Raw genomic sequence first — 13096 nt, 5'->3', positions numbered from 1 at the left:
TTTCCTGTTACAGGGAAAGAAAATTCAAGAAAGCGCGATTCAATTTTTGTGTATTAATTTCAGTTCAAACGGTGATTCAGTTTTCTCGCAAGGCTTGAAAAGCTCGCGAGTGGATTAATCTTTGGTGATATTGGTGCCCGCCAGGCCTTGCAGGATTTGCAAACCATCTTCGAGCGCACCGATACCGACGACCTTGCCGCCTTGTTGGATGAATTCGCACGACGCTTCAATTTTTGGCCCCATTGAGCCTGCATCAAATTCGAATTGCGCCAGTTCACTTGGTGTAGTGCTACGCAGTGCGTGTTGAGTCGTTTTTCCCCAGTCAAGGTAAACAGCGTCAGCATCGGTCAAAATAAGCAGCGCATCCGCATCCAGTTGTTTCGCTAAGAAAGCCGCTGACATGTCTTTGTCGATAACCGCTTCAACACCGACTAATTTGCCGTTTTCTTTTTTGACTGGGATGCCACCGCCGCCAGTACAAATCACTAGGTGGCCTGCATCGATAAGTTGGGTGATTGCTTCGTGCTCAACAATGCCAGTAGGGCGTGGGCTTGGCACCACGCGACGGAAGTGTTGGCCGTCTGGTTTAACGATCCAGTGGAATTTCTCTGCCAATTCACGCGCTTCAGCTTCTTCGTAGATCGGGCCAATCGGCTTGGTTGGATCTGCGAACGCAGGATCGTTTGGATCAACTGTCATTTGCGTCAACATGCATGAGATGTTGCGGTTAGGCAGATAGTTTTTGAACTCCTGCATCAACATGTAGCCGATCATGCCTTGAGTCTCACTGCCCAACACATCCAACGGATACGGATTTACTTTTTTGTATTCCAAACCTTGCAGAGCAAGTAAACCAACTTGTGGACCATTACCGTGAACTAAAACCACGTTGTACACTTTCGCGATTTCAGAGATGGTTTTAACAGCTGTTTCAATATTACGGCGCTGAACATCGGCTTCTAACGGCTCACCGCGACGAAGTAGGGCGTTTCCACCGAGTGCGACAACAACAGTTTGCTTAGTCATAATTGTGTTCTCTCATTTGGCCAAGCTGAGATTATTTAAGGTTGTTCAACTTGGCCGTTTCGTCTTAGTGATTAGATACCATCACGCTCAATTGGGCAGCTCATGCAGCGTGCGCCACCGCGACCGCGGCCAAGTTCATCTCCAGGGATAGGAAGAACCGTGATGCCTGCTTTGTCGTATTTTTCGTTGGTGTATGTATTGCCTTCGTAGCCAATAACAACGCCTGGTTTAACGGTAAGAACGTTGTTCGCATCGTTCCACTGTTCGCGTTCTGCATGGAAGTTGTCACCACCGGTCGTGATTAGGTTTAGCTTGTCTACGCCAAGTGCTTTTTCGATAGCCGTTACGAAGTAGCCCTCTTCTTTTACTTTCACTGCGCCAGACTCATCGCCAGTTAGGTTCCAGCACTGCACGTCTTTACTTACAACTTCAGGGTAAACAGAGAAGGTATCTTCGTTCATGTGAGTCATAACGGTGTCTAAGTGCATGCAAGAGCGGTGTTTTGGTAGTTGCATTGCGATAACTTGTTTCGCTTGACCGTGTTTGAATAGGCTAGACGCTAAGTGCTCAACACCTTGTGCTGTTGTACGCTCAGACATACCGATAAGAACTGTGCCACGACCGATAACAAGAACGTCACCACCTTCAATCGTTGAGTTGTCGTAGCTGATATTTTCTTCATCACCAAAGTATTTAATGAAGTCTTGGCCAGCGAATGTTGGGTGCCAGCGGTAAATAGCGCGAACGTGGTTGGTTTCACGTTGGCGAGCAGGTTTCGCCATCGGGTTGATAGATACGCCACCGTATACCCAGCAAGATGTGTCACGAGTAAATAGGTGGTTTGGTAGCGGTTCGATAATGAAGTCGGTCGGTGCGTGCATGCCTTGCATCATTGAAGATGATTTCATTGGCATCTCAGCGTAAGACAGACCACCCGTTAGGATTTTTGCTAGATCAAGGTTCGGTAAGTCGCCTAAGTAGCAACGCACATCGTTAGCAAAAGTTTTACCCAAGCGGTAATCAGAAACTTGATGATTCAAAAGCCAATCTTTTGCTTCTGGCACTGCTAGTGTGTCTGCTAGTAGGTCAGTAAGAAGAAGAACTTCAACACCTTGATCACGTAGTGTTTTAGTAAATGCATCATGCTCTTTACCTGCACGCTCAACAGCCAGTACGTCATCAAATAGCAAATCGTGACAGTTAGAGGGTGTTAGGTGAGTCAGTGCACGTCTTGGGCGGTGAACTAGAACGCGGCGTAATTGACCTATTTCAGAACCTACATAGAACTTACTCATGATCGTCTCTCTCTTATATATTTGAATTACTTTTATCGCTAAGAGTAATTATTTATTTTCAGTTGAGAAGAATGAATTATTTTATTCATGTCTCTTGTCTGGAATTAATATTACGCCTGCTAGTCAGGTATTCTTAGAGATCTATCACAAATCAATTTTTATCCTGCAGCCCTTTGAAATTAAGGGTTTTAACAAACTTTATGCACTTTTAGTCATGACGATTACATTCTAAATAGTTAGCTGATAGGGAACTTTATGCACGCTTTTTTGATGAAGCTTCCTAGAATCTAATTTGCTAGGGATTATATGCAGAATAATTTTATTGATAAGAGTGTACTTAGTTTGGAAGTATGCAATGTTTCTATTTAGATATTTAATTTTGAATGTGGAATTAATTATTTATTAACAAAGTAAATGCGAATAAAGCTGTTGTGATCACATTTTAAAATCGGCTGTTTAAGAGTGTTTTTTGATAAAAAATGGCATTAACCCTCATCTATTTATTAGACTGTAAATTACTTTAAATATAATTAACTCTAATAAGTGACTAACTATTTTTTTAAACATCATGGCTGAAAATAGAGTGTTATTTCATCAAGCTAATTTGATGTTTAAAAATAGGATAGATTCTTCTATTGCGAGTGTTTTGGGTTTAGTTGAACTTTGCTACTAAGGAAACATGCCTTAAATATCGACTGTACAGCTTTGAGGGGTGTTTGAATGATGGGGACTACATCAAGAAGTACTAATAAAAAAAGCCGCTATAGAAGCGGCTTGGGATGATAATGGGATAGGGTGTTTTGAATTAGATCAGCGCACCAATACTCAGTACAACAATGCAGAACACCATTAAGATACCGACTAATGGCATTACCCATTTAACCCAGCGTACATAAGGGACACGAGCAATGGCCAAGCCACCCATTACCACCGCAGAGGTTGGGGTGATTAGGTTCACCAAGCCAGATGCCGATTGGTAAGCCGTGATAACAAGGTCACGACCTACACCTGCAAAGTCAGCCAGCGGTGCCATGATTGGCATAGTGAGCACTGCCAAGCCTGACGTCGACGGTACTAAGAATGACAGTAGAATCTCTAAGAAGAACATAACGTTAATAAAGATAACTGAAGAAAGGCCAGTCACCATTTGTTCTGCAGAAAAGAGAATCGTATCGGTGATCATACCGCGGTCCATCACAACTACGATACCACGTGCAATACCTATGATAAGCGCTACACCAAGTAGGTCGCGGGCACCGTCAATGAAGCTGGTGGTAAACTCTTCTTCGCTCATACGAGCGACAATACCGACGATGATGGTCGCTGCTAGGAACATCGCTGAGATCTCAGCCATCCACCATCCAGCAACAGATACACCGTAAATCATTACAGCGAAGGAGCCAGCAAAAATGGTCAGAATCAGTTTGCGAGTTGCCGTGAACTCAAGTTTTTCGCCGCTTGCATTACCTAAGAAGTGCGCTTTGTTCTCTTCGTACTTGTCGTAGACAATCGATGTTGTTGGGTCGGCTTGAACCATTCTTGCGTAACGCATCACGTAGGCAACACAAATCCCCCAACCAATAATCAACATCGCAATACGCAACACGATACCGTCTGTAAATGGAATACCAGAGGCGTTAGCAGCGATCACGGTTGCGAATGGGTTAATCGTTGAGCCCAGTACCCCAATCCCTGCACCAAGTAGTACGGTCGCAGCTGCAACAAGAGGGTCAAAGCGAGCAGCCATCATTACAGGCACCAGCAATGTATAGAAGGGCAGTGACTCTTCCGCCATGCCATAGACAGTACCGCCAGCGGCAAACAGTGCCATCAGTATTGGTATCATCAACTCTTCTCGCCCCTCTAAGCGGGCGGTAACGCGTTCGATACCTGCATCAATGGCGCCTGTTTTGGTTACTAGCCCTAAGAAGCCACCGATGATTAAGATGAATAGTGAAACGTCGATAGCTGCCGCTTCATAGCTATTGTGGTCGTAGAAGCCATCAATAGGCGCTAGCAGTACATCAATCACGCCTTGAGGGTTACCTTCTACCGCTTGATAGGTGCCGGTTACGGGTACTTCTCGACCTAGCTCTTCATTCATTGCGCGGTCGTATTGGCCTGCTGGAACAATCCAGGTAAGCAGAGCGACGAACGCAATGAGAATAAATAGAATGGTATAGGCAGAAGGGAATTTAAAGTTGGCAAAGAAGCCGCCCTTTTTTTTCTCGCTTGGTATCGTTTGAGTTGTCATGGCTATCTCCTTACATCATCTTCAATAGAAGTGATGTGAATTAGCGACTAATGATTTATAGATTGTAAATACCTTGACACTTATAAAATATTCAACGATATAAAGTTGGATGTTTTAATTTAATGTTTTTATATTTACCAATCCAAATGAAGTTAGATTTATTTTAGCTGCGGTTATTTTATTCCTTACGTTGGAATTTAAGTTTGGTGCTGTTCACAAAAATAATGGCTAATGAATGGGTTAGAAAATGGTAAAAAAATGGCAAGGTTTTTTGGTTAGTTAGCTTGGATTAATATTCGTTGTGGATTAAGGGTAAGTGGGGGAGGATTGATTTGGTAGGTGTTGTTTATGAACGGTTAGAATAATCTTGGAATTTTATTCAAACTTTATTTTTAAGCCGTTTTTGAATTTTATAATGGTTATTTGATGCGTATCAAATAATACATTTAGCAGAAAACAAAAAAGGAAGCCGAAGCCTCCTTTTAAATGTTCAATACGCCAGCGTATGTTAGATAAACAAACCGCCGAATGCGAAGCCTAGTGCTACCGCAGTACTGATTGTTACCACACCTGGAATGAAGAATGGGTGGTTGAATACGTAGTTACCGATACGTGTTGAGCCTGTGTCATCCATTTCAACTGCCGCTAGTAGCGTAGGGTAAGTTGGCAGTACAAACAGCGCACTTACCGCAGCAAAAGAAGCAACGGCTGTTAGTGGTGCTACGCCAATCGCTAGTGCTGCAGGCATCAGTGCAACCGTTGTTGCGCCTTGAGAGTAAAGCAGCATAGAAGCGAAGAACAGAACAAGAGCCAGCATCCATGGGTAATCAGCCAGTAGAGCGCCTGCTACGTCTTTGATTTCAGCAACGTGTGCGTTTACAAACGTTGAACCTAACCAAGCCACACCAAGTACACATACACACGCTGTCATGCCAGAGCGGAACGTTGGCGCTGAAGAGATCTTCGCTGCATCAATCTTAGTGAACATCACGATAGCCGCTGCTGCTGCCAGCATCACAGACATGATCGCTTCGTTACGACCTAGCGCTGGGTTTTCAATTAGGCCAACAGAGCTAGAGATAGCCGCTGCGTAACAAACCACGAAACCAATCGCAGCTAGGAAGATGTACGTTGCTTTCTTCGCTGTTGGCAATATTTCGCGTTTCTCTTCTGTCGCCAGTTTGATTAGACCTTTCTCTAGACGTTCTTGGTAAACAGGATCGTCTTTCAGTTCGCTACCCATGTAGTTCGCAACAACAGCACCAACCATACAAGCGATGAAGGTTGTTGGGATACAAACCATCAATAGCGTTAGGTAATCAACACCAAATGGTGCCAGCATTGCTGCGAAAGCGACAACTGCAGCCGAGATTGGCGAAGCTGTGATAGCAATTTGAGAAGCGACAACCGCGATAGACAGTGGACGCGAAGGACGAACACCTTGGCCTTTCGCTACTTCTGCAATAACAGGAAGCGTAGAGAATGCTGTGTGACCAGTACCCGCCATTAGTGTCATTACAAAGGTCACAATCGGCGCGTAAAAGGTGATGCGTTCAGGGTGTTTACGCAAAAAGTTTTCTGCAATTTGCACCAACCAGTCCATACCGCCAGCAACTTGCATTGCAGCAATAGCGGTAATAACCGACATGATGATCAAGATTACGTCGATCGGGATGAAAGATTGGCTTGTTGGAACGCCAAGAATAAGTGAAAGGGCAATAACACCAGCACCACCGGCAAAACCAATACCGATACCGCCAATTCTGGCCCCCAAAAAGATAAAGAGCAGGACGATAAATAGTTCTACTGCAATCATAAGTAACACCTCATTTAGATTTTATTATGTGAACATTCGCCGATGGAATGTTCACATAATAGTTCTATGATTTAGATTCAATTTAGCAAAAACGCAACCAATGGAAATCCACATAATAAGCAGGGTTAACCGTATTGGAGCCTAAAAAAGGGCTCCGCTTGGAGCCCTTTTTCGCTAACGTTATTCGTAGCGTTTTGCTTTATACTGAGGATGCATTAAATTTTCAACAGAGAAAATGTCATCAAGCTCTTCTTCGGTTAATAAACCGCGCTCTAGAACCACATCACGCACACTCTTACCTGTTTCAGCACAGATCTTACCGACAATGTCACCCTCGTGGTGGCCAATGTATGGGTTTAGGTAAGTTACGATGCCGATAGAGTTAAATACGTGTGATTCACATACTTCTTTGTTTACAGTAATGCCGTCTACACACTTGTCGCGTAGATTCACACATGCGTTTGTTAGGATATCTAGAGACTCAAACATGCTTTGTGCGATTACAGGTTCCATAACGTTCAGTTGCAGTTGACCACCTTCTGCAGCGAAAGAAACCGTGTTGTCGTTACCTAGAACTTTAAAGCAAACTTGGTTTACTACTTCAGGTACAACTGGGTTTACTTTAGCAGGCATGATTGAAGAGCCAGCTTGTAGTTCAGGTAGGTTCAGTTCGTTCAGGCCAGTACGAGGACCAGAAGAAAGTAGACGTAAATCGTTACAGATCTTAGACAGTTTAACCGCTAGACGCTTAAGTGCGCCGTGCGTCATTACGTATGCGCCACAGTCAGACGTTGCTTCGATTAAATCTTCAGCCGCAACACACTCTAGGCCTGTTACTTCTGCTAGGTGTTTCACTGCTAGGCCTTGGTAACCCGGTGCTGCGTTCAGACCGGTACCGATAGCTGTTGCGCCTAGGTTTACTTCAAGCAGTAGTTTTGAAGTGTATTCTAGGTTTTTGATTTCTTCATTGATGGTTACTGCCCAAGCATGGAACTCTTGGCCAACCGTCATTGGAACTGCGTCTTGAAGTTGAGTACGACCCATCTTCAAAATTGTATTGAATTCTTGGCTCTTAAGCTCGAATGCGCCTTTTAGGTATTCGATAGCGTCGATCAGTTTACGAACACTGTTGTAAACAGAGATACGGAAGCCAGTTGGGTAAGCACAGTTTGTAGATTGGCTGCGGTTTACATGGTCATTTGGGTTGATGAACTCGTATTGGCCTTTTTCTTTGCCCATAAGTTCAAGTGCCACGTTCGCAATAACTTCGTTCGCGTTCATGTTTACAGAAGTACCAGCACCACCTTGGAAAACGTCCGATGGGAACTGATCCATGCACTTGCCCGTGTCTAGGATTAGGTCACAAGCTTGGATGATGTATTTAGCCACTTCGCTTGGGATTACACCTAACTCTTTGTTTGCTAAAGCCGCCGCTTTCTTGGTCATTACCATACCGCGAACGAATTCAGGTACATCTGAGATCGTTACATTTGAGATGTTGAAGTTTTCAACTGCGCGTAGAGTGTGGATGCCGTAGTAAGCATCAGCCGGAACATGACGTTGACCTAATAGATCTTCTTCGAGACGAGTAGCTTGAGGAGCTTCAACTTGAGCTTCTGATTGAGTAGCCATAACAGGATCCTTAGAGAATTATTCTGATTATATAGTTAGTTATTAGCCTATTCTGTGTGCAAATACTCCGTTCGCTAGAATATTGGGCTGATAAATCCGTCCTGACTTATGTGGCACATGATACTGTACTTAGCGCATAAAAATATTAAGTTGATCACCTTTTTCGGTTTTGTTTCGTCAATATTCAGCAAACTTATTCCGGGTCAATAAACACGCTTATTTACAGGATAAATTTGAGATTGGTAGGGCTTTCAGCGTAAACTGGAAGTAACAAAGGAGGGCGTGTGTTTCCTATCTTATTATTACTATTTATCTTCGTACCCATCATTGAGATTGGGCTATTTATTCAAGTTGGTGGCTTCTTAGGATTGTGGCCAACTATTGCGTTGGTTTTGATTACTGCATTTGTTGGTGCATCTCTTGTTCGTAGCCAAGGTATTCAGACACTTATGTCTGTTCAAGGTCGATTGCAACAAGGCGAAATGCCGGCACAACAGATTCTTGAAGGCGTGATGCTTGCGGTTGCAGGCGTATTACTACTGACTCCGGGTTTCATGACAGACGCGCTGGGTATGTTGGTGTTGCTACCAGCACCAAGAGCGATGATTGCCAAGAAAATGATGGAAAAAATGGTGGTTAAAAATATGTCTGGTGGTTTCCATGCGGGTGGACAAACCGGCTTTGGTCAGAGCCATTTTGGACAAGACCCATTCAATCGCGACCCATTTGACCAGTCAAAAGATGGCAACACCTTTGAAGGTGAGTTTGAGAAGAAAGACGACGATAACGATCGTAACCGATTAAACTAATCCACTTTTCCTCTTCTTTATATAGAGGGGAAAACAGAAAAGGCTGTTACTTTTATCCTTCGTAAGAAAGTGATAACGGTAACAGCCTTTTTTATTGAGTATTACTTACTCGTGATATCAAGTAATAGATAACAGGGCGGATGAGCGGTTGTTTACTGCGATTGGTATTATACCGCGCCTTCAAAACCCATTTGTCGCCATGCTTCAAAAGCAATGATTGCCACTGCGTTAGACAGATTTAGGCTGCGCGCGTCTGGCATCATTGGAATACGAATACGTTGTTCCATTGGCATGCTTTCGATGAACTCAGCAGGTAGGCCGCGAGTCTCAGGGCCAAACATCAATACATCACCTTGTTGGAATTTCGCATCAACGTGGTGACCTGTCGTTTTAGTGGTGCAAGCAAAGATGCGGAAGCCACCCTCGCGTTCATTCTCTAGATACTCAAGGAAGGCTTCTAAGTTCTTGTGACGCTTCACACGCGCTAGGTCGTGATAATCCAAACCAGCACGACGAACTTTCTTCTCTTCAAAATCAAAACCAAGTGGTTCGATAAGGTGCAGGTTTGCGCCGCAGTTAGCACATAGGCGGATGATGTTACCCGTATTGGGTGCAATTTCTGGTTCGTATAGAGCGATATCAAACATGTTGGTTCACAAGAATAATCAAAGATAGACAGAGTATACGGTGGCAAGCTGAGTGAGTACAGTTCACCACCATCAGCTTAGGCTTGGTTGGCGAGTGCTTGTGTGTAGTTTTCAGACACGGTATTCCAGTTGACCACGTTCCACCAGGCGTTGATGTAGTCTGGGCGACGGTTTTGGTAGCTGATGTAGTAAGCGTGTTCCCAAACGTCGAGCGCAAGAATCGGTTCGCCATCACTCGCCACTGTATCCATCCACGGATTATCTTGGTTCGAGGTCGAGATGATATTCAGTTGTCCGTCTTCTACCACTAACCAAGCAAAGCCCGAACCGAAGGTGTTTATTGCCGCTTGAGCGAACTTATCTTGGAAGGCTTCGAAATCTCCAAATGTACTCTTGATAGCCTCGCCAAGCTGGCCCGTGGGTTCGCCACCGCCGTCTTGTGACATGCAGTTCCAATATAAGATGTGGTTATAGTAGCCGCCACCATTGTTACGAACAGCAGGGCTGTGCTGAGAAATATTAGCGAAGATCTCGGTCAGAGATTGCTGCTCAAGTTCACTGCCCGATACCGCAGCAACAAACTTATCGTAGTAGGTTCTATGGTGTTTGCTGTAGTGCACTTCCATCGTTTTAGCATCGATGTACGGTTCTAAAGCATCGTAAGCATAGGGTAGTTCAGGGAAAATGTGAGACATGGTAAATCCTCCGTAATTAGAGGATTTACCATAATGATAGTGGTAATCATTATCAACTGCGATCTTTGTGGGGGTATTACACTGGTAAGATAGGCAGGGTTATTTCGAGTTGTAATCCACCGAGCTGGCTGCGGCTTGCAGTGATGGTTCCGCTGTGCTGGCGAATCGCACTTTCAGTAATGGTTAACCCAAGCCCTGTGCCTCCGGTATTACGATCACGAGCAGTGGAAACACGATAGAAAGGCCTGAAGATAGAATCCAGTTCATCCTCTGGTACACCATCACCATTATCATTGACGCAAATTGTTAGCTGATCCTGAACCACATGGAATTGCACATCCACTTGGTCTTTGCCGTAGTAGATAGCGTTACGCGTAATATTGTCTAGCGCGCTCATCAGCAGCTTAGGGTTACCCGAAATAGAACGCTCAGGGATCTCTGAGAACGTCAGTTGTTTGCCCATCTGTTCGGCTTCAAACTGTGCGTCTTTCAAGATCTCTTCCCATAGGCTCGAGATAGGCTGAACCTCACGAGTAATGTGTCTGTCGACTTGCATACGAGATAACGTCAGTAGCTCACTGATCATCTGTTCAAGACGTTGTGCTTCGGTATCAATACGTTCAAGTTCTTGGCTCTCACCTTGCTTACGAATTGCAAGTGCATTGGCCATGCGTAGGCGAGTCAGTGGTGAGCGGAGCTCGTGTGATATATCAGAGAGCAGTCGCTGTTGCCCCGAAATCATCTGGTTTACCGCTTCGACCATTTGGTTAAAGCTTTCACCCGCTTGTCTGAATTCAGAGGTACCTTTTTCAAGTGTTGGGTCGACCTCAAACTGGCCTTTCGCTACACGTTGCGCAGCGCGTTCTAGCCTGCGAGCTGGTTGACTCAGTGCCCAAGCTAGCCAAAGTAATAGCGGAGTACTCGCTAACATGACAGCAAGCAATAGCTGTAAAGGTCTATCAAACAGGCGTAACAAGAATGGCGGTGGTTGATTCCATTTCACTCCGGCATACATTAACAACTCTTCACCTGCCAGTTTGATCGGTACTGGACCGGCCACCATGTAATGTCCGTAGAGCTTTTGTTTCGGCACTTCAGGGTTCTCAATTGAGGTCACAAAGTTGCGAATTGCCTTCAACTTGTAGTCTGAATGTCTCTTAGAGGTAAGGACGGCTCCTTCAAGGTCGGTTAAGTAGATGCGAGCCCGTGAGTCCTTGCGGCTACGTGGTGCCTCAAGTTGGAATACAATTTTGCCCAGATTCGGTTCTTTGGCGTAGCGTTTCTCTGTGAATTTAGCGATACGCTCTAATTTATTGAGATGATCCGCGGGCACATCGCGTGCTACACGCGGGTCTAAATGGGGAAGCGACAGTACCGACAAAAGCACCAGTAACATGGTGAACCAAAAAATAGCAAAGATACGTCCATATAAGCTGGTGATTTTAGGTATACGCATTAATCTTCCTCTACTAATAAGTAACCACGACCACGCAAGGTCTTAATGCGAGGTTTACCGTCACTGCGTTCAGGAATCTTTTTACGTAGGTTGGAGATGTGCATATCTATCGCACGGTCAAATGCTGCTAGTCTTTTACCGAGCACATCTAAACTCAACGTTTCTTTGGTGATCACTTGCCCTGGGTTCTGGATTAGGTGACTTAGTAAGGCGAACTCGGTAGTAGTTAGGTCGATAATCTGGCCATTACAGTAAGCTTCTTGTTTGCCAGGGAATACCTCAATGTCTTGATATTGAACCTTATCGCTGACGGCTTTAGGCACGCTGGTGGTTTGCGTTCGACGCAAGATAGCTCGAATACGCGCTAACAGTTCGCGGTCACTGAAAGGCTTAGGTAGGTAATCGTCAGCGCCAAGTTCAAGACCAATAACGCGGTCGATCTCTTCGCCTTTGGCTGTCAGCATCAGCACTGGCGTTTCCCAATTTTCTCTCAGTTTCTTTAGCGTTTCCATGCCATTAAGACGCGGCATCATCACATCCAAAAGAATCAGGTCAATCTCATCATTGATAGCTTCAAGCCCTGCATAGCCATCATTGGCTTCGGAAACAGTGAAGCCCTCAAAGCTCAGAATGTCTTTGAGTAAGCTAGTTAACTCGGTGTCGTCATCAATAAGAAGAATGTTCGCCATTGGGAAGCCTTAATCATTTAGTTAGGTTAATAATACTGCTAATTATTGGTCAGCTTTCACTCTTTACGATTCTTTACGCTTTCTAAACGTCACTTTACGAGGAAAAGACTAATCTATATTCAAGCGCTGAGAAACAGACGCAACACATGACTTATTATACCGAATTGAGGCAAAGATTATGAAAATGACTAAGAAAATTGTACTAGCAGCTGCAGCACTCCCACTTATTTTAGGTACAGCAAGTGCATACGCATACGGCGGTGGCGATAAAGGCGACCACAAAGGCATGCACGGTAAGTGCGGTGGCTTCGATAAGAAAGTGATGCGTCAACTAGACCTGACTGATGCTCAAAAAGCAGAACTAAAAGAGATGCGTGAAGCGAACCGTGCTGAGATGAAAGCAAAACACTCAGGTAATAAAGCTGACAAGATGGCGAAAATGAAAGCGCATCACGAGAAAGTTCAAGCATTGGTGCTTGCAGACAACTTTGATGAAGCAGCAGCAAACGATTTAGCAAGCCAAATGGCTGAGAAGCAAGCTGAACGTCGTGTAACAATGCTTAAGAAGCAGCATCAAATGATGAGTGTACTCACGGCTGAACAAAAGACTCAACTGAAAGAAATCCAGCAAGAGCGCATGGTGAAATGTGCGGACAAAATGGAAAAGCACATGAACAAAGATAAGTAATTCATGGCTTGAAAAGCCGAGTTGAATGAAGGTGTTTGCAAATAAGCGGCTGTGTGCCGCTTTTTTTGATCCTTAAAAATGAATATTTT

The 13096-nt window shown here is 44.5% G+C and carries 11 protein-coding genes; 2 read left to right on the top strand and 9 right to left on the bottom strand.

The window, feature by feature from the left end; translation table 11 throughout:
• Positions 1-114: 114 nt before the first annotated feature.
• The 5 genes from arcC to aspA all read right to left on the bottom strand — a co-directional run bounded on the left by arcC (position 115) and on the right by aspA (position 8023).
• On the bottom strand, positions 115-1026 hold the full coding sequence (gene arcC / locus ATB74_RS16725; RefSeq protein ID WP_061019196.1) for a carbamate kinase: 912 nt from the start codon (positions 1024-1026) through the stop codon (positions 115-117).
• A 71-nt stretch (positions 1027-1097) separates the two neighbouring features.
• Positions 1098-2321: an arginine deiminase gene (arcA, locus tag ATB74_RS16720; RefSeq protein ID WP_060983418.1), complete on the bottom strand. Its 1224-nt coding sequence runs from the start codon at positions 2319-2321 to the stop codon at positions 1098-1100.
• An 805-nt stretch (positions 2322-3126) separates the two neighbouring features.
• Positions 3127-4575, bottom strand: a complete 1449-nt coding sequence (locus tag ATB74_RS16715; RefSeq protein WP_061019195.1) for a YfcC family protein — start codon at positions 4573-4575, stop codon at positions 3127-3129.
• Between the two features lie 508 nt (positions 4576-5083).
• On the bottom strand, positions 5084-6391 hold the full coding sequence (locus ATB74_RS16710) for an anaerobic C4-dicarboxylate transporter (protein ID WP_017630904.1): 1308 nt from the start codon (positions 6389-6391) through the stop codon (positions 5084-5086).
• Between the two features lie 180 nt (positions 6392-6571).
• Positions 6572-8023, bottom strand: coding sequence for an aspartate ammonia-lyase (gene aspA, locus ATB74_RS16705; protein ID WP_048612383.1), 1452 nt, complete (start codon positions 8021-8023; stop codon positions 6572-6574).
• A gap of 284 nt (positions 8024-8307) precedes the next feature.
• Here aspA and ATB74_RS16700 point away from each other — a divergent pair, with 284 nt between their 5' ends.
• Complete coding sequence (locus ATB74_RS16700) at positions 8308-8832, top strand: FxsA family protein (RefSeq protein ID WP_061019194.1); 525 nt, start codon at positions 8308-8310, stop codon at positions 8830-8832.
• Between the two features lie 167 nt (positions 8833-8999).
• Here the strand turns inward: ATB74_RS16700 and trmL are convergent, their stop codons facing one another.
• The 4 genes from trmL to ATB74_RS16680 form a co-directional block, all read right to left on the bottom strand.
• On the bottom strand, positions 9000-9479 hold the full coding sequence (gene trmL / locus ATB74_RS16695; protein WP_060983415.1) for a tRNA (uridine(34)/cytosine(34)/5-carboxymethylaminomethyluridine(34)-2'-O)-methyltransferase TrmL: 480 nt from the start codon (positions 9477-9479) through the stop codon (positions 9000-9002).
• Between the two features lie 77 nt (positions 9480-9556).
• Entirely contained in the window at positions 9557-10174 is a 618-nt protein-coding gene (locus tag ATB74_RS16690; RefSeq protein WP_061019193.1) for a superoxide dismutase, read from the bottom strand.
• Positions 10175-10250: 76 nt separating this feature from the next.
• On the bottom strand, positions 10251-11630 hold the full coding sequence (gene cpxA / locus ATB74_RS16685) for an envelope stress sensor histidine kinase CpxA (RefSeq protein WP_061019192.1): 1380 nt from the start codon (positions 11628-11630) through the stop codon (positions 10251-10253).
• A complete protein-coding gene (locus ATB74_RS16680) occupies positions 11630-12319 on the bottom strand; it encodes a response regulator (protein WP_061019191.1) in 690 nt (229 codons plus the stop codon). The genes cpxA and ATB74_RS16680 overlap by 1 nt, the downstream gene beginning before the upstream one ends.
• A 178-nt stretch (positions 12320-12497) precedes the next feature.
• On the opposite strand from ATB74_RS16680, the gene ATB74_RS16675 reads away from it, so the two are divergent.
• Positions 12498-13007: a CpxP family protein gene (locus ATB74_RS16675; protein WP_061019190.1), complete on the top strand. Its 510-nt coding sequence runs from the start codon at positions 12498-12500 to the stop codon at positions 13005-13007.
• The last annotated feature ends 89 nt before the right edge of the window (positions 13008-13096 follow it).

The organism is Vibrio splendidus (assembly GCF_001557875.1).
Classification (GTDB): Bacteria; Pseudomonadota; Gammaproteobacteria; order Enterobacterales; family Vibrionaceae; genus Vibrio; species Vibrio splendidus_F.
This window is presented reverse-complemented; position numbering and strand designations above follow the sequence as displayed.